At 60.1% G+C, this 21,899-nt stretch carries 18 protein-coding genes; 8 read left to right on the plus strand and 10 right to left on the minus strand.

Features of this window, described 5'->3' with window-relative positions; translation table 11 throughout:
• Positions 1 to 13: 13 nt before the first annotated feature.
• Both diaA and dolP read left to right on the plus strand, forming a co-directional pair.
• The gene (gene diaA / locus ACJ8J5_RS14450; RefSeq protein ID WP_004937103.1) at positions 14 to 604 is read left to right on the plus strand and encodes a DnaA initiator-associating protein DiaA; all 591 of its coding nucleotides are present in this window, start codon (positions 14 to 16) and stop codon (positions 602 to 604) included.
• A 9-nt stretch (positions 605 to 613) separates the two neighbouring features.
• A complete protein-coding gene (gene dolP / locus ACJ8J5_RS14455; protein ID WP_004937101.1) occupies positions 614 to 1,189 on the plus strand; it encodes a division/outer membrane stress-associated lipid-binding lipoprotein in 576 nt (191 codons plus the stop codon).
• A 39-nt stretch (positions 1,190 to 1,228) separates the two neighbouring features.
• Here the strand turns inward: dolP and mtgA are convergent, their stop codons facing one another.
• The 4 genes from mtgA to ACJ8J5_RS14475 all read right to left on the minus strand — a co-directional run bounded on the left by mtgA (position 1,229) and on the right by ACJ8J5_RS14475 (position 6,218).
• Positions 1,229 to 1,960 (minus strand): monofunctional biosynthetic peptidoglycan transglycosylase, encoded by a 732-nt coding sequence (gene mtgA, locus ACJ8J5_RS14460; RefSeq protein ID WP_025304358.1) that lies wholly within the window; start codon positions 1,958 to 1,960, stop codon positions 1,229 to 1,231.
• Positions 1,957 to 2,610: an isoprenoid biosynthesis glyoxalase ElbB gene (gene elbB / locus ACJ8J5_RS14465; RefSeq protein WP_334273857.1), complete on the minus strand. Its 654-nt coding sequence runs from the start codon at positions 2,608 to 2,610 to the stop codon at positions 1,957 to 1,959. The genes mtgA and elbB overlap by 4 nt, the downstream gene beginning before the upstream one ends.
• Positions 2,611 to 2,847: 237 nt before the next feature.
• Positions 2,848 to 5,187 (minus strand): aerobic respiration two-component sensor histidine kinase ArcB, encoded by a 2,340-nt coding sequence (gene arcB / locus ACJ8J5_RS14470; RefSeq protein WP_025304360.1) that lies wholly within the window; start codon positions 5,185 to 5,187, stop codon positions 2,848 to 2,850.
• A gap of 92 nt (positions 5,188 to 5,279) precedes the next feature.
• Entirely contained in the window at positions 5,280 to 6,218 is a 939-nt protein-coding gene (locus tag ACJ8J5_RS14475) for a TIGR01212 family radical SAM protein (protein WP_334273858.1), read from the minus strand.
• Between the two features lie 691 nt (positions 6,219 to 6,909).
• On the opposite strand from ACJ8J5_RS14475, the gene gltB reads away from it, so the two are divergent.
• The 3 genes from gltB to ACJ8J5_RS14490 all read left to right on the plus strand — a co-directional run bounded on the left by gltB (position 6,910) and on the right by ACJ8J5_RS14490 (position 13,447).
• Positions 6,910 to 11,370, plus strand: coding sequence for a glutamate synthase large subunit (gltB, locus tag ACJ8J5_RS14480; protein ID WP_060434641.1), 4,461 nt, complete (start codon positions 6,910 to 6,912; stop codon positions 11,368 to 11,370).
• Between the two features lie 14 nt (positions 11,371 to 11,384).
• Positions 11,385 to 12,803, plus strand: a complete 1,419-nt coding sequence (locus ACJ8J5_RS14485) for a glutamate synthase small subunit (protein WP_043141970.1) — start codon at positions 11,385 to 11,387, stop codon at positions 12,801 to 12,803.
• A 164-nt stretch (positions 12,804 to 12,967) separates the two neighbouring features.
• Positions 12,968 to 13,447, plus strand: coding sequence for a hypothetical protein (locus ACJ8J5_RS14490; protein WP_025304364.1), 480 nt, complete (start codon positions 12,968 to 12,970; stop codon positions 13,445 to 13,447).
• A gap of 62 nt (positions 13,448 to 13,509) precedes the next feature.
• Here the strand turns inward: ACJ8J5_RS14490 and sspB are convergent, their stop codons facing one another.
• The 5 genes from sspB to zapE all read right to left on the minus strand — a co-directional run bounded on the left by sspB (position 13,510) and on the right by zapE (position 17,222).
• Positions 13,510 to 14,010 carry a ClpXP protease specificity-enhancing factor gene (gene sspB, locus ACJ8J5_RS14495; protein WP_025304365.1) on the minus strand — a complete coding sequence of 167 codons (501 nt, stop codon included), beginning with the start codon at positions 14,008 to 14,010 and terminating at the stop codon, positions 13,510 to 13,512.
• A gap of 5 nt (positions 14,011 to 14,015) precedes the next feature.
• Positions 14,016 to 14,657 carry a stringent starvation protein SspA gene (gene sspA / locus ACJ8J5_RS14500; RefSeq protein WP_025304366.1) on the minus strand — a complete coding sequence of 214 codons (642 nt, stop codon included), beginning with the start codon at positions 14,655 to 14,657 and terminating at the stop codon, positions 14,016 to 14,018.
• 325 nt (positions 14,658 to 14,982) lie between these two features.
• The gene (rpsI, locus tag ACJ8J5_RS14505) at positions 14,983 to 15,375 is read right to left on the minus strand and encodes a 30S ribosomal protein S9 (protein ID WP_004937080.1); all 393 of its coding nucleotides are present in this window, start codon (positions 15,373 to 15,375) and stop codon (positions 14,983 to 14,985) included.
• A gap of 15 nt (positions 15,376 to 15,390) precedes the next feature.
• The gene (gene rplM / locus ACJ8J5_RS14510; protein WP_004937079.1) at positions 15,391 to 15,819 is read right to left on the minus strand and encodes a 50S ribosomal protein L13; all 429 of its coding nucleotides are present in this window, start codon (positions 15,817 to 15,819) and stop codon (positions 15,391 to 15,393) included.
• Positions 15,820 to 16,094: 275 nt separating this feature from the next.
• On the minus strand, positions 16,095 to 17,222 hold the full coding sequence (gene zapE / locus ACJ8J5_RS14515) for a cell division protein ZapE (protein ID WP_173888540.1): 1,128 nt from the start codon (positions 17,220 to 17,222) through the stop codon (positions 16,095 to 16,097).
• Positions 17,223 to 17,453: 231 nt separating this feature from the next.
• Here zapE and zapG point away from each other — a divergent pair, with 231 nt between their 5' ends.
• From zapG to degS, 3 genes are all read left to right on the plus strand, one after another.
• On the plus strand, positions 17,454 to 17,855 hold the full coding sequence (gene zapG / locus ACJ8J5_RS14520) for a Z-ring associated protein ZapG (protein ID WP_004937074.1): 402 nt from the start codon (positions 17,454 to 17,456) through the stop codon (positions 17,853 to 17,855).
• Positions 17,856 to 18,030: 175 nt separating this feature from the next.
• A complete protein-coding gene (gene degQ / locus ACJ8J5_RS14525; RefSeq protein ID WP_414104539.1) occupies positions 18,031 to 19,401 on the plus strand; it encodes a serine endoprotease DegQ in 1,371 nt (456 codons plus the stop codon).
• Positions 19,402 to 19,489: 88 nt separating this feature from the next.
• On the plus strand, positions 19,490 to 20,548 hold the full coding sequence (degS, locus tag ACJ8J5_RS14530; RefSeq protein WP_025304369.1) for an outer membrane-stress sensor serine endopeptidase DegS: 1,059 nt from the start codon (positions 19,490 to 19,492) through the stop codon (positions 20,546 to 20,548).
• A 71-nt stretch (positions 20,549 to 20,619) separates the two neighbouring features.
• Here the strand turns inward: degS and murA are convergent, their stop codons facing one another.
• Entirely contained in the window at positions 20,620 to 21,879 is a 1,260-nt protein-coding gene (gene murA, locus ACJ8J5_RS14535) for a UDP-N-acetylglucosamine 1-carboxyvinyltransferase (protein ID WP_004937068.1), read from the minus strand.
• Positions 21,880 to 21,899 lie beyond the last annotated feature (20 nt).

A 21,899-nucleotide genomic window follows, 5' to 3' on the forward strand; every position in this document is an offset into this window, starting at 1 on the left:
GGATTAATACAACGTGCTGGATAGAATTAAAGTCTGTTTTACCGAAAGCATCCAAACCCAGATCGCGGCGGCGGAAGCACTGCCGGACGCCATTTCCCGCGCTGCGATGACGCTGGTTCAATCCTTACTCAACGGCAACAAAATCCTGTGCTGCGGCAACGGCACCTCGGCGGCCAACGCGCAGCACTTCGCCGCCAGCATGATCAACCGTTTTGAAACCGAGCGCCCCAGCCTGCCAGCCATCGCCCTCAACGCCGACAACGTGGTGCTGACGGCGATCAGCAACGATCGGTTGCACGACGAAGTGTACGCCAAGCAGGTGCGCGCACTTGGGCACACCGGTGACGTGCTGCTAGCGATTTCCACCCGCGGCAACAGCCGTGATATTGTGAAAGCGGTCGAGGCGGCCGTGACCCGCGATATGACCATCGTCGCGCTCACCGGCTACGACGGTGGCGAACTGGCCGGGTTGCTCGGCCAGCAGGATGTCGAGATCCGCATCCCATCGCACCGCAGCTCGCGCATTCAGGAAATGCATATGCTGACCGTAAACTGCCTGTGCGACCTGATAGACAATACGTTATTCCCCCACCAGGACGATTAAGGAACTGAGATGAAGCTAAAAGCCACATTTGCAGTGCTGTCCAGCGCCCTGCTGTTGCAAGGCTGTATCGCCGGCGTCGTCGTCGGCAGTGCGGCCGTCGCGACCAAAACCGCCACCGACCCGCGCAGCGTCGGGACCCAGGTGGATGACGGCACGCTGGAAGCCAGGGTCGAAAGCGCCCTGAGCAAAGACCAGCAGTTGAAGAAAGATGCCCGGGTGGTCGCCACCGCCTATCAGGGCAAGGTGCTGTTGACCGGCCAGTCGCCTAACGCCGATCTCACCGCGCGCGCCAAGCAGATCGCCATGGGCGTGGAAGGCACGACCGAAGTGTATAACGAGATCCGTCAGGGCACGCCGGTCAGCCTGAGCACCGCGTCCTCCGACACCTGGATCACCACCAAGGTGCGTTCGCAGCTGCTCACCAGCGATACGGTGAAATCGTCCAACGTGAAGGTTACTACCGAAAACGGCGAAGTGTTCTTGCTGGGCCTGGTCACGCAGCAGGAAGGGCAGTCAGCGGCGCAGATTGCTAGCCAGGTCAGCGGCGTGAAGCACGTCACTACCGCCTTTACCTATGTGAAATAAACCGCTTGGCGGGAGCGGCACCGTGCCGCTCCCGCACGTTTAATCCAGCTTGTTCTCGCGTAAAAACGCTTCCCCGCCCAGTTGCCGCATTTGGCGCATAATCCATTGTTGACGCTGCACCACATAGCCGGACGGCGCATCGGCCCTGAAGCGGTGCGGATTCGGCAATACCGCCGCCAGCAGCGCCGCTTCGGCCGCGCTCAGACGTTTGGCCGGCTTATGGAAAAAGCGCTGTGAAGCCTCTTCCACGCCGAACACCCCGTCGCCGAACTCGACGATGTTCAGATACACCGTCAGAATACGTCGCTTGGTCCACACCAGCTCGATGCCCGACGTCAGCCCGGCCTCCAGCCCTTTGCGCAGCCAGCTGCGGCCATCCCACAGAAACAGGTTTTTAGCGGTCTGCTGCGACAGCGTGGATGCGCCGCGGATGCGCGTCGGGCGTTTCTCGTTGTGGCTGAGCGCCTTTTCAATGGCCGCCACATCGAAGCCCCAATGGTCTGGAAACTTCTGATCCTCCGCCGCCATCACCGCCAGCGCCATTTGCGGCGAGATATCGTCCATCGACACCCAGTCCGAATGGGCGACGTAGCCGAAGTCGCCGCTCAGCCAGGCGCTGACTTGCCTCTCCACCATCACGGCGGAAAACGGCACCGGCAGGAAGGCAAAGAGCACAATGCCCAACACCCACAGGCCGATAATCGCGATGACACCGCGCTTCAGCCAATACCACGGGCGCAGCCGCCGCCATCCGCCGAGCGATTTTCTCATTCAGACAGTTCCAGCACCCGCGCCACCAGCTTATCGATGCCGAGGGCCGCCTGCGCGATCGACGGCGCCAGCATATAGGCTGGCGTAGTCACGATCTTGTGCTCGCTGTCCACCACGATGTCGTCCACCGGACAAATCACCGGCTCGCCGCCCATGGCGTCAATCACATCCCCCAGGTCCGGATCGTTGCCAATGGTGAGCCGCGCTTGTTGATCCAGCAGTTTCGGCAACAGCGCCGGCGCGATGCACATCAGGCCAATTGGTTTGTTGGCCTTATGCATCTCGCGCGTCAGACGCACCAAATCTTCATCGACCCAACATTCCGCGCCGGCTTCGGCGAAATTGCTGAGATTCTTGGCGGCACCAAAGCCACCGGGCACGATCAGCGCATCCAGCTGGGCGGCTTCCGCCAGCGCCAGCGGCTGCACTGCCCCGCGGGCAATGCGCGCCGATTCAATCAGGACATTGCGCGACTCCGCCATCTCCTCACCCGATAAGTGATTAATAACATGGCATTGTGGTTTATCAGGCGCAAAGCACACCGCCTGGGCGCCGGCACGGTCCAACGCCAGCAGCGTCAGCACCGCTTCATGGATCTCCGTACCGTCATAAACGCCGCTGCCGCTGAGGACTACACCCACCTTTTTCATCACTCTTACTCCTGTCGCTGCTGTCAACTGGTTCGTGCTCTGAGTTGACAAACACTAATCTACATCACACATTTTAATGAATCTTCTAACAAGAGCGCTTACATTTGCTATGTTGTTGGCTGTATGATGTTTAGGAATTCGCAACAACCTGCTCGACCAGAACACTGAAACCAATACGCAGGTTCACAATTTCCCTGGTGTTGGCGCAATATTCGCGCACCCCGGCTTAGGTCGGGGTCATTTTTTTTCAGCGTTCTCAACCCAAGCCCGCAGTACCTGCACATCGTTGCGCCACTCTTGCTTCAACTCATCCACCCAATCCTGCACGTTATCCCACCAGGCCGGCAGCGTCGGCGTTTGAATCTGCTGCGCCAGCTGCTGCAGATGGCGCAGACCGACCGAACCGGCGGCGCCCTTGATCTTGTGCCCTTCCTCGGTGATGCCTTTCTGATCGCGCGCCGTCATGTTGGAGTCCAGCACCGCCAGGTAGCCCGGCATCATCTGTTCGAACATCTCCAGGCTTTGGTGGATCAGCTGCGGGCCAACCAGATCCATGTACTGTTCCAGCATCGCGGTATCGAGTAACGACTCATTAATCTGCATCGCCTTGTGCTCCGTTTTCTTTGAAGTGTGAGAAGGTTGATGATCCCAATAGTGTTTGATGACCTGGGTCAGCGCCGGCACCGACAACGGCTTGCTCAGCACATCGTCCATGCCCGCCTCGAGATACTCTTTTTTGTCTTTCAGCACGTTGGCGGTCAAAGCCACCAGCGGCGGCAGCGCCTGCCCGGCATAGCGTTCGCGCAGCGCCCGGGCGATATCCAGCCCGGTCATGTCCGGCAGTTGAATGTCCAGCAGAACCAGATCGAACTCGTCCGGGTCGAACATCGCCAGCGCATCGTGGCCGTTCATCGCCACATCGACGCTGTTGCCCAATTTCTCCAGCACCGATCGCGCCACGATCACGTTCAGTTCGATATCCTCCACCAGCAGGATGTGCAGCGCCGGCAACGGCAGCTCCTCTTCCTCCGATACCTCGCTGACGGCTTCCTGCACCGCCGGCGCCTGGATGGTCAGAGTGAAGCAAGAACCGTGCCCCTGTTCGCTGCGCACGGTGATGTCACCCCCCATGCTCTGCGCCAGCCGCTTGGAGACCGCCAGCCCGATGCCGGTGCCGGTGGCCGGACGGCCGCCGCGCTGATCTTTCACCTGGTAATACATGGCGAAGATCTTGTCCTGCTCGTCCTGCGGGATGCCCATGCCCGAATCTTCCACCTCGAACACCAACTTCTCCTGCGCCTCGCGCCGCACGCGCACCACGATTTTCCCCTGTTGGGTAAATTTCACCGCGTTGCCGATCAGGTTCCACAAGATCTGCCGCAGGCGCGTGCCGTCGGTCACGATCTGCTGCGGCAGCGGCGTCTGCGGATCCATGATGAACTGCAGCCCTTTCGGCTGCGCCAGCAGGCCGGAGAGGTTCTCCAGATCTGCCAGGAAACCGGTGAAGTCCACCGGCTGGTTGTCGAGCTGCACCTTGCGCCGCTCGAGCTTATCCATTTCGATAATGTCGTTGAAGATATTGCCGAGGGTGATGGCGCTGACGTGGATGGTCTTCAGGTATTTCAGTTGCTCGTCATTCAGCTCGGTATCGAGCAGGATGCGGCTCAGGCCGACGATGCCGTTAAGCGGCGTACGCAGCTCGTGGCTGATGGTGGAGATAAAGGTGGTCTTCTCCCTGCTGGCGTTCTCCAGCGCGTCCTGGTAGCGCTTACGCTCGGTAATATCGCGGCCGAAGCCCATCAGCCCGTGGCGTTTGCCCACCCGGTCGTAAAACGGGACCTTGCGCAGCTCGAAACAGGCTTTGCGGCCGTCGGGATACACCAGCCATTGTTCGTAGGTCAGCGAGACGTTGTGGCGGAACACCTTCTCGTCGGTCTCAATGACCTTTTCGGCGATCTCCTGGCCGTAGACGTCGAACGGCGTCAGGCCGATCAGCTGCTTCTCGCTTTTGCCGGTCAGCAGCTCCATCGCGCGGTTGCAGCCGGAGAACTCTTTGTCTTCGTTGCGGTAGTAGACCAGATCCGGCGAGGCATCGAGGAAGGAACGCAACAGCGCCGATTGCTGGCCCAGCTCAATCTGCGCCAGCTCGCGCTGTTCCATCTCTTCGGTCAGCTTTTCCATCACCTGCAGGCGCTCTTCTTCCGCCTTGATACGGTCGGCAATCTCCTGATTCAGCTGGCTGATATTGTCTTTGAGCTGCTGATTGAGCTCCAGATCGCGGTGGCGCATCTCTTCGAGCTTGTCTACCAGCCGCGCCAGCCGTTGGCGCGACTCTTCCAACTGTTCCACCACCACCGAGAGAAAATAGACCGCCCACGGGGTGATCAACAGGCCGAAGAAGATCGAACGCACCACGTCGATGCTTTCCACTTCGCCGCGCAGCAGCATGGTCACCGCCATCTGCACCACCATCGCCAGCACCACCAGCGCCGAGGCCAGCAGCAGCGAGAAGCGCACCAACCCCAGTTTCACCATTAAATCAACGTAGTACTGGGCCAACACCCGGATTTGCTTCATAGCGGCTCCCATCAGACACAATCTTTTGAATCATACCGTAAAACCGCGGTGAGATAAGGCGGCAAACGCCGAAGTGTGGCAAAGATTGCACTTCAGAGCGGCATTCCAGGGCGGTAGCGCCACTTTTCATCCAGCGCGCTGCCCTGCCCACCGCGCTGTTGCAGATAAGCACCGACCGCCTGCATGCCACTCCAGCGGTTTTCGCACCACAGCGGCGCCAGCAGCGTCGGCCGACGGGCGCTGGCGGAAAGACGGTGATACACCACCTCGCTCGGCGTGTGGCGGATCATCTCCCCGGCGCTGACGGCGTAGTCCTCCAACGCCAGTTCGGACAAGCGCCCGGCGCGCCACGCGCGGGCCAGGGTACTGCCGGTAACGACGTGCAGCGGATGCAGTTTGATGCCATCCACGCCAGTCTCCACCACCCGCTGCAGCGTGAGCAGATGATCGCGCTGAGTTTCTCCCGGCAGCCCGACGATCAGATGGCAGCACACCTTCAGCCCGCGCTGCCGGGCCAGCCGCGCCGTCTGCTGATAACAGCGAAAATCATGGCCGCGATTGATGCGCTTCAGCGTTTTATCGTGCGCCGTCTGCAGCCCCAGCTCCAGCCACACTTCATAGCCTTGCTCGTGGTATCCCGCCAGCAGATCCAGTGCGGCGGGCGGCACGCAGTCCGGCCGGGTGCCGACGCACAGGCCGACCACGGCGCTCTGCGCCAACGCCTGCCGATACATCGACGCCAGCCGTTCGATCTGCGCATAGGTGCTGGTATAGGCCTGGAAATAGGCCAGATAGCGCCGCGCCCGATCGACCCGCGCGGCCTGTTGCGCCAGCTGTTCGTCGATGCTCTGGCGCTGCATCGCTTCATCGGCGAACGAGGCGACATTGCAGAACGTACAGCCGCCGCGCCCCAACGTGCCGTCGCGGTTAGGGCAGCTGAATCCGCCGTGCAGCGTGAGTTTATGGATCTTTTCGCCATAGCGGCGCTGGAGATCTGCGCCAAACATATTGACTAATTGCGGCAACTGCATAATCTTGGTGATTCTCTGTGTTCAAAGCCGCGATGCTAATAAGAAACGGCTTTTCCCGCGATGACAGAGATCAACGCTTTCCCCGCAAGGCGCCACCAGGCATAACTATTCATCATAAACGCAAATCAATTCACTATAATTCTGATGAATTATTCTAATCGTCACGCAACCGTTAACGGCAATATGACAACACGGTGAAAAATAGTCATAAACATCAGCCAAGCAATATCTTATAGAATAAAATTCTGGCATTAACCCCCGCACTAGCATGGTGCAGAGATTAAGGGGTTGCACTATAGTGAGACAGCTCACACTTCTGCGGGGATCGGTGTTGCCCCACGACAGTGCAAAAATGCATTAAATTACTTATTTATCAAATAAATAAACATCATTAATTCGATAAGAATCTATCTTAAGCCCACATTTGACCTGCGAATTCTTTCTCGCTAAGTTGGAAGTCCGCTGGAAGCTTTCTGGACGGGCAAACGTCTCGTCATATTTATGCAGTAATTGAAGACTCCCTCTTAAAACAAGTCCTATACCACTTGTGAGACCGTCACGAGAGGCCATTGATGGAGGGCGGAAAAGCAGATTGGCGGGGTTAACTTGCTGATTGGACTTCTGCCTGAAATTGGGAAGCCCCCTCGCAGTAGGTTGTGAGAGTCACGCAGAGCCTGGGGAGGTTCACGATATGTTGTACGATAAATCCCAAGAGAGGGACAACTGTGGTTTCGGCCTGATCGCCCACATAGAAGGCGAACCTAGCCACAAGGTGGTGCGCACCGCCATTCACGCGCTGGCCCGCATGCAGCACCGCGGCGCGATCCTGGCCGACGGCAAGACCGGCGACGGCTGCGGCCTGTTGCTGCAAAAACCCGATCGCTTCTTCCGCATGGTGGCGGAAGAGCGCGGCTGGCGTTTGGCCAAGAACTACGCCGTCGGCATGATGTTCCTCAGCCAGAATGAAGAGGAAGCGCGCCTCAGCCGCCGCATCGTGGAAGAAGAGCTGCAAAACGAAACGCTGTCGATCGTCGGCTGGCGCGAAGTGCCGACCAACCCGGACGTGCTGGGTGAAATCGCCCTCTCCTCCCTGCCGCGCATCGAGCAAATCTTCGTTAACGCCCCGGCCGGCTGGCGCCCGCGCGATATGGAGCGCCGCCTGTTCGTGGCACGTCGCCGCATCGAGAAACGCGTGCAGGACGACAGTTTCTACGTCTGCAGCTTCTCTAACCTGGTGACGATCTATAAAGGCTTGTGCATGCCTGCGGATCTGCCGCGCTTCTATCTCGATCTGGCGGACCTGCGCCTGGAGTCGGCCATATGCCTGTTCCACCAGCGCTTCTCCACCAACACCGTGCCGCGCTGGCCGCTGGCGCAGCCGTTCCGCTACCTGGCGCACAACGGCGAAATCAATACCATCACCGGCAACCGCCAATGGGCGCGTGCCCGTACCTACAAATTCCAAACGCCGCTGATCCCGGATCTGCAGGCCGCCGCGCCGTTCGTCAACGAAACCGGCTCCGACTCCAGTTCGCTGGACAACATGCTGGAGCTGCTGCTGGCGGGCGGGATGGATCTCATCCGCGCCATGCGCCTGCTGGTGCCGCCGGCCTGGCAGAACAACCCGGACATGGACGGCGATCTGCGCGCCTTCTTCGACTTCAACTCGATGCACATGGAGCCGTGGGACGGCCCGGCCGGCATCGTGATGTCCGACGGCCGCTACGCCGCCTGTAACCTCGATCGCAACGGCCTGCGCCCGGCGCGCTACGTGATCACCAAAGACAAGCTGATCACCTGCGCCTCCGAAGTCGGCATCTGGGATTACCAGCCGGATGAAGTGGTGGAAAAAGGCCGCGTTGGCCCCGGCGAGCTGATGGTGATCGACACCCGCAGCGGCCGCATCCTGCACTCAGCGGAAACCGACAACGATCTGAAAAGCCGCCACCCGTATAAAGAGTGGATGGAGAAAAACGTCAAACGCCTGGTGCCGTTCGAAGATCTGCCGGACGATCAGGTCGGCAGCCGCGAGCTCGACGACGCGCAGCTCGAAACCTACCAGAAACAGTTCGGCTACAGCAGTGAAGAGCTGGATCAGGTGATCCGCGTGCTGGGCGAGATTGGCCAGGAAGCCACCGGTTCGATGGGCGACGATACCCCGTTCGCCGTGCTCTCCAGCCGGCCGCGCATCGTTTACGACTACTTCCGCCAGCAGTTCGCGCAGGTCACCAACCCGCCGATCGATCCGCTGCGCGAAGCGCACGTCATGTCGCTGGCCACCAGCATCGGCCGTGAAATGAACGTGTTCTGCGAAGCCGAAGGCCAGGCGCACCGCCTGAGCTTCAAATCGCCGATCCTGCTGTACTCCGATTTCAAACAGCTCACCACGCTGGAAGGCGAATACTATCGCGCCGAGACGCTCGATCTGACCTTCGATCCGCAGCAGCAGGATCTGGAGCAGACCATTCGCGCCCTGTGCGACGAAGCGGAACGCAAGGTGCGCGAAGGCGCAGTGCTGTTGGTGCTGTCCGACCGCGCCATCGCGCCCGGCCGCCTGCCGGTACCGGCTCCAATGGCCGTGGGCGCCGTGCAAACCCGCCTGGTGGAGAAAAGCCTGCGCTGCGACGCCAACCTGATCGTTGAAACCGCCAGCGCCCGCGATCCGCACCACTTCGCCGTGCTACTCGGCTTCGGCGCGACCGCCATCTACCCGTATCTGGCCTATGAAACCCTGGCCAAGCTGGTGGACAGCCAGGCGATCGACAAGAAATACCGCGACGTGATGCTGAACTACCGCAACGGCATCAACAAAGGCCTGTACAAGATCATGTCCAAGATGGGCATCTCGACCATCGCCTCTTACCGCTGCTCCAAGCTGTTCGAAGCGGTCGGCCTGCACCGCGATCTGGCGGATCTGTGCTTCCAGGGCGTGGTCAGCCGCATCGGCGGTGCCAGCTTCAGCGACTTCCAGCAGGATCTGCAGAACCTCTCCAAGCGCGCCTGGCTGAAACGCAAGCCGCTGGAGCAAGGCGGCCTGCTGAAGTTCGTACACGGCGGCGAATACCACGCCTACAACCCGGACGTGGTGAACTCGTTGCAAAAAGCGGTGCACAGCGGCGAGTACAGCGACTACCAGGCCTACGCCAAGCTGGTGAACGAGCGGCCGGTCGCCATGCTGCGCGATCTGCTGGCCATCACGCCGAAAGGCGAACCGATCCCGGTCGATCAGGTTGAACCGGCGGAGTCGCTGTTCAAACGCTTCGACACGGCGGCGATGTCGATCGGCGCACTGAGCCCGGAAGCGCACGAGTCGCTGGCGATCGCCATGAACGGTCTCGGCGGCTTCTCCAACTCTGGCGAAGGCGGCGAAGATCCGGCGCGCTACCGCACCAACAAGGTGTCGCGCATCAAACAGGTGGCCTCCGGCCGCTTCGGCGTGACGCCGGCCTACCTGGTGAACGCCGACGTGATCCAAATTAAGGTCGCGCAAGGCGCCAAGCCGGGCGAAGGCGGCCAGCTACCGGGCGACAAAGTCACTCCGTACATCGCCAGATTGCGTTATTCAGTGCCGGGCGTGACGCTGATCTCCCCGCCGCCGCACCACGACATCTACTCGATCGAAGATCTGGCGCAGCTGATCTTCGACCTGAAGCAGGTCAACCCGAAGGCGGTGATCTCGGTGAAACTGGTGTCCGAGCCGGGCGTGGGCACCATCGCCACCGGCGTGGCGAAAGCCTATGCCGATCTGATCACCATCGCCGGTTACGACGGCGGCACCGGCGCCAGCCCGCTGTCCTCGGTGAAATATGCCGGCTGTCCGTGGGAACTGGGCCTGGTGGAAACCCAGCAGGCGCTGGTGGCCAACGGCCTGCGCCACAAGATCCGCCTGCAGGTGGACGGCGGCCTGAAAACCGGCGTGGACATCGTCAAAGCGGCGATCCTGGGCGCGGAAAGCTTCGGCTTCGGCACCGGGCCGATGGTGGCGCTGGGCTGCAAATACCTGCGCATCTGCCACCTCAACAACTGCGCGACCGGCGTCGCGACTCAGGACGACAAGCTGCGCCGCGATCACTACCACGGCCTGCCGGAACGCGTGACGAATTACTTCCAGTTTATCGCGCGTGAAACCCGCGAGATCATGGCCCAACTGGGCGTGAGCCAGCTGGTGGATCTGATCGGCCGCACCGAGTTCCTGACCGAGCTAGACGGCATCTCCGCCAAGCAGAACAAGCTGGATCTGTCGCCGCTGCTGAAAACCGCCACGCCGCATCCGGGCAAAGCGGTGTACTGCACCGAAAGCAGCAACCCGGCGTTCGACAAGGGCCTGCTGAACAAAGAGCTGCTGGCGCAGGCGCAGCCGTATATCGAAGCGAAGCAGGGTAAAACCTTCTATTTCGACATTCGCAACACCGACCGCTCCGTGGGCGCTATGCTGTCCGGCGCGATCGCCGACGTGCACGGCGATCAGGGCATGGCGGCCGATCCTATCAAGGCGCACTTCTCCGGCACCGCCGGGCAGAGCTTCGGCGTTTGGAACGCCGGCGGCGTCGAGCTGACCCTGACCGGCGATGCCAACGACTATGTCGGCAAAGGCATGGCCGGCGGCAGCATCGCAGTGCGTCCGCCGATCGGCTCCGCCTTCCGCAGCCATGAAGCCAGTATCGTCGGCAACACCTGCCTGTACGGCGCCACCGGCGGCAAGCTGTTCGCTGCCGGCCGCGCGGGCGAACGCTTCGCGGTGCGCAACTCCGGCGCCATCACCGTGGTGGAAGGCATCGGCGACAACGGCTGCGAATACATGACCGGCGGCATCGTCTGCGTGCTGGGTAAAACCGGCATCAACTTCGGTGCCGGCATGACCGGCGGCTTTGCCTACGTACTGGACGAAGACGGCGAGTTCCGCAAGCGCGTGAACCCGGAGCTGGTGGAAGTGCTGGATGTCGATCAGCTGGCGATCCATGAGGAGCATCTGCGCGGCCTGATCACCGAACACGTGCAGGCGACCGGCTCTTCCCGCGCGGAAGAGATCCTGGCCAACTGGCCGGAATGGGCGCCGAAGTTCGCCCTGGTCAAACCGAAGTCCAGCGATGTCAAAGCGCTGTTGGGTCACCGTAGCCGCTCCGCAGCCGAGCTGCGGGTGCAGGCGCAGTAAGAGGTAGGTCATTAATGAGCCAGAACGTTTATCAATTTATCGACCTGCAGCGTGTTGATCCGCCAAAGAAACCGCTGAAGATCCGCAAAATCGAGTTCGTCGAGATCTACGAACCGTTTTCGGAAACCCAGGCCAAGGCCCAGGCGGACCGCTGTCTGTCCTGCGGCAACCCGTATTGCGAGTGGAAGTGCCCGGTGCACAACTACATCCCGAACTGGCTGAAACTGGCCAACGAAGGCCGCATCATGGAAGCGGCGGACCTGGCGCATCAGACCAACAGCCTGCCGGAAGTGTGCGGCCGCGTGTGCCCGCAGGATCGCCTGTGCGAAGGCTCCTGCACCCTGAACGACGAGTTCGGTGCGGTCACCATCGGCAATATCGAGCGCTACATCAGCGATAAGGCCATCGAAATGGGCTGGAAGCCGGACATGTCGCACGTGCAACCGACCGGCAAGCGCGTGGCGATCGTCGGTGCCGGCCCTGCCGGGCTGGCCTGCGCCGACGTACTGACCCGCAACGGCGTCAAAGCGGTGGTGTATGACCGTCATCCTGAGATCGGCGGCCTGCTGACCTTCGGTATCCCGGCCTTCAAGCTGGAAAAGGAAGTGATGGTCAAACGCCGCGGCATCTTCAGCGAGATGGGCATCGAGTTCCAGCTGAACACCGAAGTGGGCAAAGACATCAGCATGGAGACCTTGCTGAGCGAGTACGATGCGGTGTTCCTCGGCGTCGGTACCTATCAGTCGATGCGCGGCGGCCTGGAGAATGAGGAAGCGCAGGGCGTGTACGACGCGCTGCCGTTCCTGATCGCCAACACCAAGCAGCTGATGGGGTATGAAACCGAGCAGCACGAGCCTTACGTCAGCATGGAAGGCAAGCGGGTAGTGGTGCTGGGCGGCGGTGATACCGCCATGGACTGTGTGCGTACCTCGGTGCGTCAGGGCGCGACGCAGGTCGTCTGCGCCTACCGCCGCGACGAGGCCAACATGCCGGGCTCCAAGCGCGAAGTGAAGAACGCGCGGGAAGAAGGGGTGGACTTCCAGTTCAACCTGCAGCCGCTGAGCATCGAACTGAACAGCGCCGGCCGCGTGGCCGGGGTGAAAATGGTGCGCACTCAGCTGGGCGCACCGGATGCCAACGGCCGTCAGGCGGCGGAGCAGGTACCGGGTTCCGAACACGTTATCGACGCCGACGCGGTGGTGATGGCGTTCGGCTTCCGCCCACACCGTATGGACTGGCTGGCGGCGCACGACGTGCAGCTCGATAAACAGGGCCGCATCGTGGCGCCGGAAGGCAGCGACAACGCATTCCAGACCAGCAACCCGAAAATCTTCGCCGGTGGCGACGCGGTCCGCGGCTCCGACCTGGTGGTGACGGCGATCGCCGAAGGCCGCAAAGCGGCTGATGGCATCATGAACTACCTGGAAGTGTAAACCTTCCGTACCGCCAAAGGCCCGGCACGTTGCCGGGCCTTTGTTTTAACCGGCCACGCTTTGTAACAACCGCCCCTCTCCCCACCGCCTCAACGCGCTATAGTATTGAGTTAGCACCATTGCAGGGCGCGGCTGCGCCTGACACCGAGATAAGGATAGCGAACATGAAATGCTCCATTTCCCTGTTGGCCGGCGCGCTGCTGGCCGTCAGTTTCAGCGCCTCAGCCCTGGCGCTGGATTCGCAGGAGGTCGGTTACAATATCGAAGCGCGCGGCGCGCGGCCGGTCGTGGCGCAGTTGGGCAAGGCCGGGCAGTTCAGCGCCGTGGAAAACAGCATCCGGTTGGGGGACGACAACTGGATTGCTCTGGCGCCCAAGCTGGCCGGCGGCGGCAATGCCGGATTTACCGCCGGCATTAAATCTGCCCTCTCCGCGGCCCTGATCTACAACCCGGCGGCGGTATTGCAGGCGCTCAACAAAGGCAACGATCTGCCGCTCAATGACATCTGCACCGCGCCACCGGAAGTGCAAGGCGACACCGCCATCACCAGCTTCCGTGAGCGTGCAGCCCACGCGCTGTCCACCGTGCGCGTAGGCGATCTCAGCGCGCCGCGCGATGCCTGCATTGCCGCCTTGAAAGGCTGATCCGCTTCGTCCGGGCAAAAAAAAGCACCCCACGGGGTGCTTTTTCGTTTGTTCACGCGGGCTTATTTCACCACACGCAGCGCCGGGCGGCCACCGCGCGGCGGCTGCGGCGGTTCGTCGTCCGGGCCGTCATCTTCCGCGGTATCCGGGCGATCGCCGTCGATCACTGACATCAGGGTTTCCGACGGGATCGTCTCATTGTCCAGACCTTCGAACACGCCTTCGCTCTCGTCGTAGGCGGCTTCCGGTTCGAACATCGTGCCGGCGCCGTTTTCACGCGCATAAATCGCCAGTACGGCTGCCATCGGCACCGAAACCTGACGCGGCACGCCGCCGAAACGTGCGTTAAACTGCACGTCTTCGTTGCCCAACGCCAGGTTGCCTACCGCGCGCGGCGCGATATTCAACACGATCTGGCCATCACGCGCGAACTCCATCGGCACCTGAACATCCGGGCGAGTCACGTCGACCACCAGGTGCGGCGTCAGCTGGTTATCCAGCAGCCAGTCGTAGAACGCCCGCAGCAGATACGGGCGACGCGGCGTCATCTGAGACATGTCCATCGCGCTTAGCCCCGGGTTTGCAGGCGCATTTCACGCTCGGCTTCGGTCAGGGAAGCCAGGAAAGCGTCGCGTTCGAAGACGCGGGTCATGTAGCCTTTCAGCTCTTTAGAGCCGGCGCCGCTCAATTCGATGCCCAGCTGCGGCAGACGCCACAACAGCGGTGCCAGGTAGCAATCCACCAGGCTGAACTCTTCGCTCATGAAATACGGCGTCTGGCCGAAGATAGGCGCGATCGCCAACAGCTCTTCACGCAGCTGACGACGGGCGGATTCCGCTTCCTGACCGCTGCTCTTCTCGATCTTGTCCATCAGCGAGTACCAGTTCTTCTCGATGCGCAGCATCATCAGACGGCTCTCACCACGGGCAACCGGGTAAACCGGCATCAGCGGCGGGTGCGGGAAGCGCTCATCCAGGTATTCCATGATGATGCGGGATTCATACAGGGTCAGTTCGCGATCGACCAGCGTAGGCACCGTCTGGTAAGGGTTGAGGTCAATCAGATCTTGCGGCAGGTTATCCATTTCGACCTGCTCGATCTCGACGCTGACACCTTTCTCCGCCAGTACGATACGTACTTGATGGCTAAAAATGTCGGTCGGGCCAGAGAACAGCGTCATTACCGAACGTTTGTTGGCAGCGACAGCCATGAAAACCTCCAAGTTATCTAGAAAATACTGCGAATAGCCAACTGACAGGCTGCTATCCTGAATAATCTTGCCGCAGGCCGGCAGCACGCAGCGCGACCCGAACCCATAAAAAACCGGCCCAGGAGGTCAACTGCACGGCGAACAGGCGCAAAAGTGGGTGATAGTTTACCAGATTTTGCTTGTTTTGTGGGGGCGGTGCGGCGAATTCATGTTGAATTGTCTGATATGCCACAGATTTTAGTCGAGGACGGCGGATTTCAGGCATAAAAAAACCCGGTGAAGCACCGGGTTTTTTGCGTAAATCGCACTGCCGAAGCAGCGAAAATTAACGCTTGGAGAACTGCGGACGACGACGTGCTTTACGCAGACCGACTTTCTTACGTTCAACCTGACGAGCGTCACGGGTGACGAAGCCAGCTTTACGCAGTTCAGAACGCAGAGTCTCATCGTACTCCATCAGTGCACGGGTGATACCGTGACGGATAGCGCCAGCTTGACCGGAGATACCACCACCTTTAACGGTGATGTACAGATCCAGTTTGCCAACCATGTCGACCAGTTCCAGCGGCTGACGAACTACCATGCGGGCAGTTTCGCGACCGAAGTACTGTTCCAGGCTGCGCTGGTTGATAACGATGTTACCGTTGCCCGGCTTGATGAAGACGCGAGCGGCGGAGCTTTTGCGGCGACCAGTGCCGTAGTATTGATTTTCAGCCATTGCCATTAATCCCGATTAAATGTCCAGAACTTGCGGTTGCTGTGCCGCGTGATTGTGCTCGGTGCCCGCGTAAACTTTCAGTTTACGGAACATAGCACGACCCAGCGGGCCCTTTGGCAGCATGCCTTTAACCGCGATTTCAATCACGCGCTCAGGACGGCGGGCAATCATCTCTTCAAAGGTCGCTTGCTTGATACCACCGATGTGGCCGGTGTGGTGGTAGTACACTTTGTCTGTACGCTTGTTGCCGGTTACAGCAACTTTGTCAGCGTTCAGAACGATGATGTAATCACCGGTATCCACGTGCGGGGTGTATTCCGCTTTATGCTTGCCGCGCAGGCGACGAGCCAGTTCAGTAGCGAGACGGCCTAAAGTTTTACCATCTGCATCAACAACGTACCAGTCGCGTTTTACGGTTTCTGGTTTAGCTGTAAAAGTTTTCATTAGAAAGCTTACCCAATAATTAGTTACACGTTGGTGAACACCCAAACGCTCGAAAACAGTTGAGGCTCACACGACCATACAAGTCCAGCAAACCTACCCCTTCGAATAGCCATTGCCGGCACTATAAAGTTTTTGGGAAAAAAAACTTTGTTGTAACGTGGGGTCGCAAGATTATAGAGAAGTCGCTCACAAAGATCGAACGGTTTTTGAATGGAAAATAAATTTATCGCCGGCGGCGGACAACCGGCGATATGGCGGCGGCAAGCCCGGCAGATTCAGGGCAGATGCGGCAGCTTGAGGTACTCTTCGCTCTGCATTTCCTGCAGGCGCGACAGGCAGCGCTGGAATTCAAATTTCAGCTGCACCCCCTGATAGATCTCGAACATCGACGCTTCGGCGCCGATCACCAGCTTGATGTGCCGTTCGTAGAATTCGTCCACCAACGCCAGGAAACGGCGCGCGGTATTCTCTTTCAGCGGCCCCATCACCCGCACATTATACAGGATCACGCTGTGATACAGCCGCGACAGCGCGATGTAGTCCAGTTGGCTGCGCGCCTCTTCGCACAACGTGTGGAAATCCACCGCCAGCACGCCGTCCACCGAACGGATCGCCTGCAGCGGCCGATGGTTGATCTGCAGCATCGGCGCCTCCTCCCCCGCCTTGCCCGCCAGCTTGACGAACATCCGATCCAGCGTCGCGCGCGTCTGATCGCTCAGCGGCGTCAGGTAGAGGTGCGCCTGGGTCAGAGTACGCAGACGATAGTCGATACCGGCGTCGACGTTCATCACGTCGCAGTACTCGTTGATCAGATCGATAGCCGGCAGGAAACGCGCCCGCTGCAGACCGTTGTGGTACAGATCGTCCGGCGGGATGTTCGACGTGGCCACCAGCGTGATGCCGCGCGCGAACAGCGCCTGCAGCAGCGTGGCCAGCAGCATGGCGTCGGTGATGTCGGACACGAAGAATTCGTCGAAGCACAACACATCGGTCTCGGCCTTGAAGCCGTCGGCGACGATTTCCAGCGGGTTTTCCCGCCCTTGCAACTCGGTCAGCTCTTCATGCACCCGCAGCATGAAGCGATGGAAGTGCAGACGCATTTTGCGATCGCCCGGCAGGCTGTGGAAGAACATGTCCATCAACCAGGTTTTGCCGCGCCCGACGCCGCCCCACATATACAGCCCCTGCACCGGACGCTGCGGCGCCGTTTCGCCGCCCTTGCCCAGCAAGCGATTGAGCTTGCCGCGCAGCCCGCCGGTCGGCGCGCTCGCCGCAGGCTTTTGCAGCAGGGCCTGATAAATGCGATCCAGTTGAGTAACGGCCCGACGTTGAACCTCATCGGCCTGATATTCCCCCGCGTCCAGCGCCTGCTGGTAGCGAGATAACGGTGATAGTGCCTGCATCTGTTCGATGTTCCCTAAGAACGCTTAGAAATTATTTAGCCAACGTTGGCGGCAAGTTGATGCCGATTCGCACCGTTATCGCCACAAATGCCCGCTGCGGGCGCCGCTGAAAACCCTGTAAAAATTAGGTGGAAGCGCATCAGGATTCCACTCGGACAAGGTTAACGGTTATAGTGGATATTATTAAGTGAAAAATCCCTGCGGAACAACGAAGTCAAAATAGGAGTCATCATGACCTGGGAGTATGCGCTGATTGGTTTGGTCGTCGGTATCGTGATTGGTGCGGTGGCGATGCGTTTTGGCAACCGTAAATTACGTCAACAACAAGTCCTGCAGAACGAATTGGACAAGAGCAAAACCGAGCTGGAAGAGTACCGTCAGGAGCTGGTCGGCCACTTTGCCCGCAGCGCCGAGCTGCTGGACAACATGGCACGCGATTATCGTCAGCTGTATCAGCACATGGCGAAAAGCTCCAACAACCTGCTGCCGGACCTGCCGATGCAGGAAAATCCGTTCCGCTATCGTCTGACCGAAGCGGAAGCAGACAACGATCAGGCGCCGGTGGAAATGCCGCGCGACTATTCGGAAGGCGCCTCCGGCCTGCTGCGCGGCCAAAGCGCGCGCCGCGACTGATATCCCTTCGCCCGCGGGGCCACCCGCGGGTTTTCCCCCGTTTACCGTCTTGACCTTCCCTCGTATTACCTTTACTGAACTTTGCACGCAAATTCACGGTCTTACCCTTCACTATGACAAGGTGATTGCCTTATCATCAAATTTTCATCGGCAGGTATTGAGAGAGTTATCATCAATGAAGAAAAAGTCGTTAATTCTTAGTGCATTGGCAATTAGCCTCGGCCTGACGCTCAGCTCCGTACCGGTGGCCAACGCGGCCCTGCCCGTCGCCGTTCAGGGGCAGCCGCTGCCGAGTCTGGCACCGATGCTGGAAAAAGTCCTGCCCGCCGTAGTGAGCGTGCATGTCGCTGGCACTCAGGTGCAGCGTCAACAGTTGCCGGAAGAGTTCAAACGCTTCTTCGGCCCTAACTTCCCCGGTCAACAGCAGAGCTCCCGCCCGTTTGAAGGGCTGGGTTCCGGCGTCATCATCGACGCCGCCAAAGGCTATGTGCTGACCAACAACCACGTCATCAACAACGCCGATAAAATCCGCGTGCAGTTGAACGACGGGCGCGAGCTGGACGCCAAGCTGGTTGGCCGCGATGAGCAATCCGATATCGCCTTGCTGCAGCTCAGCGACACCAAAAACCTGACCGCCATCAAGATGGCCGACTCCGATCAGCTGCGCGTCGGCGACTTTGCCGTCGCGGTCGGCAACCCGTTCGGCCTGGGCCAAACCGCTACCTCCGGCATTATCTCGGCGCTGGGGCGTTCCGGCCTGAATCTGGAAGGGCTGGAAAACTTCATTCAGACCGACGCCTCGATCAACCGCGGTAACTCCGGCGGCGCGCTGGTTAATCTGAATGGTGAGCTGATCGGCATCAATACCGCCATTTTGGCACCGAGCGGCGGCAACGTCGGCATCGGCTTCGCTATTCCGAGCAATATGGCGCAGAACCTGAGCCAGCAGCTGATTGAATTCGGCGAAGTGAAACGCGGCCTGCTGGGCATCAAGGGCAGCGAAATGACTCCGGATATGGCCAAAGCCTTCAACACCGACGCACAGCGCGGCGCCTTCGTCAGCGAAGTGTTGCCGAAATCCGCCGCCGCCAAGGCCGGCATCAAGGCCGGCGATATTCTGGTTTCCGTCGACGGTAAACCGGTGAGCAGCTTCGCTGAGCTGCGCGCCAAGGTGGGCACCACCGCGCCGGGCAAAACCCTCAAAGTGGGCCTGCTGCGCGACGGCAAACCGCAGGAAGTCTCGGTCACGCTGGACAACAGCGAGAGCGCCTCGACCAATGCCGAAACGCTGTCGCCGGCGCTGCAGGGCGTCTCCCTCAGTAACGGCGCGTTGCCGAGCGGTGACAAGGGTGTGAAGGTGGAGAACGTGGATAAAGGGTCAACGGCGGCGCAGATCGGCCTGCAGAAAGGCGACGTGATCATCGGCGTCAACCGTCAGCGCGTGGACAACATCACTACGCTGCGCAAAGTGCTGGAGGCCAAGCCACCGGTGATGGCGCTCAATATCGTGCGCGGTAACGAAACCATTTATCTGCTACTGCGTTAATTTGTACAAAAACCGGGCTCGGTGACATACTGCGCCCGGTTAACTCATGCTATCCTCCGAACATCGTTCACCACACCACGAAAACTCCATGTTTGCTAAGCTTTTGCGTTCTGTCGTTATCGGTCTCATCGTTGCCGGCCTGCTGTTGGTCGCTCTGCCCATGCTGCGCTCTTCCAACGGCCTGTTTGCAGAGAAAACCGAGAATACCAGCGACGAAACGCCGGTGAGCTACAACAAGGCGGTGCGCCGCGCCGCCCCCGCCGTGGTGAACATCTACAACCGCAACCTGAACGGCGCCGCCAATGTGCTGTCGCTCGGTTCCGGCGTGATCATGAACGAACGCGGCTATATCATCACCAACCGCCACGTGATCAAAGACGCTCAGCAGATCACCGTGGTGTTGCAGGATGGCCGCCGCTACGAAGCACTGTTGGTCGGCTCCGACGGCCTGACCGATTTGGCGGTGCTGAAGATCGATCCCGGCAATTTACCGGTGATCCCGACCAATAAAAATCGCGTTGCCCACGTCGGCGACGTGGTGCTGGCAATCGGCAACCCGTATAACCTGGGGCAAACCGTGACTCAGGGCATTCTCAGCGCTACCGGGCGCATCAGTATGAGCACCACCGGCCGCCAGACGTTCCTGCAGACCGACGCCTCAATCAACCGCGGCAACTCCGGCGGCGCGCTGGTCAACTCGCTGGGTGAGCTGATCGGCATCAATACCCTGACCTATGACAAAATCACCGACGGCGAAACGCCGGAGGGTCTCGGTTTTGCCATTCCGATCGAGCTGGCCACCAAAATCATGGACAAGCTGATCCGCGACGGCCGCGTGATCCGTGGCTATTTCGGCATTCAGGGCAAAGAGATCATTCCGCTGCGCTCCTCCAATTCCGGCATCGATCGCCTGCAGGGCATCATCGTGACCGAAATTACGCCGAACGGCCCGGCGAGCAGCGCCGGTTTCCAGATCAACGACATCATCATCAACGTGGATAACAAACCGGCGGTGTCCGTGCTGGAAACCATGGATCAGGTCGCGGAGATCAGGCCGGGCACCGAGATACCGGTTATCGTGCTGCGCGACGGCAAACGCATTACGCTGAAAATGACGGTGGGTGAATTCCCGGAAGACAGCAATTAAAAAAGGGCCGGCATTGATAGCCGGCCCTTTGATTTTCATCCTGCCGACGCAGCCGCGCCGGCGCTAATGCCTTACTCGCCTTTCACACGCTCGATGTTCGCACCCAGCGCGCGCAGCTTGTCTTCAATACGCTCATAGCCGCGATCGATGTGATAGATGCGATCGACGACGGTCACGCCGTCGGCGATACAGCCGGCGATCACCAGGCTAGCGGAAGCGCGCAGATCGGTCGCCATCACCTGAGCGCCGGACAGCTGCTCAACGCCATGGCAGATCACGGTATTGCTCTCGATTTCCGCGTGTGCGCCCATGCGGATCAATTCCGGCACGTGCATGAAGCGGTTTTCGAAGATGGTCTCGGTGATAACGCCGGTGCCTTCCGCCACCAGGTTCAACAGGCTGAACTGGGCCTGCATGTCGGTCGGGAAGCCCGGGTGCGGCGCGGTGCGCACGGTGACCGCTTTCGGGCGTTTACCGTGCATGTCCAGGCTGATCCAGTCTTCACCCACTTCGATATCGGCACCGGCTTCGCGCAGCTTGGCCAGCACCGCATCCAGCGTATCCGGGCGGGTGTTGCGGCACATCACTTTGCCACCGGAAACCGCGGCGGCGATCAGGAAGGTCCCGGTCTCGATGCGGTCAGGCAGCACGCGATACACGCCGCCGCCCAGACGCTCGACGCCTTCGATGGTGATCTTGTCGCTACCGGCGCCGCTGATCTTCGCGCCCAGCGTATTGAGGAAGTTGGCGGTATCGACAATTTCCGGCTCACGTGCGGCGTTCTCGATAACGGTGGTGCCGGTCGCCAGAGTCGCGGCGCTCATGATGGTTACGGTCGCGCCCACGCTCACCTTGTCCATGACGATGTGCGCGCCCTTCAGACGGCCCTCGACGGACGCCTTAACGTAGCCTTCTTCCAGCTTGATCTCGGCACCCAGTTGCTCCAGGCCGGTGATGTGCAGATCGACCGGACGCGCGCCGATCGCGCAGCCCCCCGGCAGGGAAACCTGACCGCGGCCGAAGCGCGCCACCAGCGGCCCCAGCGCCCAGATGGAAGCGCGCATGGTTTTCACCAGATCGTAAGGGGCGCAGAACTCGTTCACGCCGCTGGCGTCCACGAAGACCGAACCGTTACGCTCAATCTTGGTACCCAACTGGTTGAGTAGTTTAATGGTGGTGTCGATGTCCTTCAGCTTCGGGACATTCTGCAGCTCGACCGGCTCTTCCGCCAACAGGGCGGCGAACAGGATCGGCAGGGCGGCGTTTTTGGCCCCGGAAATAGACACTTCACCGCTCAGGCGGGTCCGACCCTGCACACGAAATTTATCCATCTGACTACTCTCTGTTATCT

It is taken from the genome of Serratia sp. CY43202, from assembly GCF_052168755.1.
In the GTDB taxonomy this organism is placed as follows: Bacteria; Pseudomonadota; Gammaproteobacteria; order Enterobacterales; family Enterobacteriaceae; genus Serratia; species Serratia bockelmannii.

Excerpts from the sequence above, each read along its gene's own strand:
- dolP (WP_004937101.1), top strand. The coding sequence starts at position 614 with ATGAAGCTAAAAGCCACATTTGCAGTGCTGTCCAGCGCCCTGCTGTTG.
- mtgA (WP_025304358.1), bottom strand. The coding sequence starts at position 1,960 with ATGAGAAAATCGCTCGGCGGATGGCGGCGGCTGCGCCCGTGGTATTGG.
- elbB (WP_334273857.1), bottom strand. The coding sequence starts at position 2,610 with ATGAAAAAGGTGGGTGTAGTCCTCAGCGGCAGCGGCGTTTATGACGGT.
- arcB (WP_025304360.1), bottom strand. The coding sequence starts at position 5,187 with ATGAAGCAAATCCGGGTGTTGGCCCAGTACTACGTTGATTTAATGGTG.
- ACJ8J5_RS14475 (WP_334273858.1), bottom strand. The coding sequence starts at position 6,218 with ATGCAGTTGCCGCAATTAGTCAATATGTTTGGCGCAGATCTCCAGCGC.
- gltB (WP_060434641.1), top strand. The coding sequence starts at position 6,910 with ATGTTGTACGATAAATCCCAAGAGAGGGACAACTGTGGTTTCGGCCTG.
- ACJ8J5_RS14485 (WP_043141970.1), top strand. The coding sequence starts at position 11,385 with ATGAGCCAGAACGTTTATCAATTTATCGACCTGCAGCGTGTTGATCCG.
- ACJ8J5_RS14490 (WP_025304364.1), top strand. The coding sequence starts at position 12,968 with ATGAAATGCTCCATTTCCCTGTTGGCCGGCGCGCTGCTGGCCGTCAGT.
- sspB (WP_025304365.1), bottom strand. The coding sequence starts at position 14,010 with ATGGACATGTCTCAGATGACGCCGCGTCGCCCGTATCTGCTGCGGGCG.
- sspA (WP_025304366.1), bottom strand. The coding sequence starts at position 14,657 with ATGGCTGTCGCTGCCAACAAACGTTCGGTAATGACGCTGTTCTCTGGC.
- rpsI (WP_004937080.1), bottom strand. The coding sequence starts at position 15,375 with ATGGCTGAAAATCAATACTACGGCACTGGTCGCCGCAAAAGCTCCGCC.
- rplM (WP_004937079.1), bottom strand. The coding sequence starts at position 15,819 with ATGAAAACTTTTACAGCTAAACCAGAAACCGTAAAACGCGACTGGTAC.
- zapE (WP_173888540.1), bottom strand. The coding sequence starts at position 17,222 with ATGCAGGCACTATCACCGTTATCTCGCTACCAGCAGGCGCTGGACGCG.
- zapG (WP_004937074.1), top strand. The coding sequence starts at position 17,454 with ATGACCTGGGAGTATGCGCTGATTGGTTTGGTCGTCGGTATCGTGATT.
- degQ (WP_414104539.1), top strand. The coding sequence starts at position 18,031 with ATGAAGAAAAAGTCGTTAATTCTTAGTGCATTGGCAATTAGCCTCGGC.
- degS (WP_025304369.1), top strand. The coding sequence starts at position 19,490 with ATGTTTGCTAAGCTTTTGCGTTCTGTCGTTATCGGTCTCATCGTTGCC.
- murA (WP_004937068.1), bottom strand. The coding sequence starts at position 21,879 with ATGGATAAATTTCGTGTGCAGGGTCGGACCCGCCTGAGCGGTGAAGTG.